Origin of the sequence: Salinivibrio costicola subsp. alcaliphilus, assembly GCF_001996185.1 — a bacterium.
Lineage (GTDB): Bacteria > Pseudomonadota > Gammaproteobacteria > Enterobacterales > Vibrionaceae > Salinivibrio > Salinivibrio costicola.
Genome location: NZ_MUFR01000179.1, coordinates 1 through 330 on the forward strand (window position 1 = coordinate 1; position 330 = coordinate 330).

Here is a 330-nt window from a genome sequence, read left to right on the forward strand (position 1 = left end):
CGGGAAATCCTGAATACCGCGCCAGCCATGACTCTTAATTTGCTGTCCTATAAAGCGGAAGAAGCTGGTAGCGAATACGTTGAAGTACCAACAAAGCAAGTTAAGCCAAGTCAAACCTGCCCAGACTGCGGAGCTAAGAAGAAAAAAACCTTAGCTGATCGCTGGCACTCATGCGATTGTGGCTGTGAGAAGCCCCGAGATGTAGCCAGTGCGCAAGTTAATTTAAACTGGGCGTTAGGTATTCAGGCTGGGAACCAGCCTAAAGAGGCAGCTTAGGCTTTCTTTTTGAAACTCCTTCAAAACGCGCAGCGTTTAGTGGGAGTTGTTCAT

Annotated in this window: 1 protein-coding gene; it reads left to right on the forward strand. The window is 47.9% G+C overall.

Annotation, left to right across the window (positions count from 1 at the left end; translation table 11 throughout):
* Positions 1-276 (forward strand): zinc ribbon domain-containing protein (locus BZJ21_RS15770; protein WP_158075555.1); only part of this gene is annotated, 276 nt, incomplete at its 5' end.
* Positions 277-330: the final 54 nt, after the last annotated feature.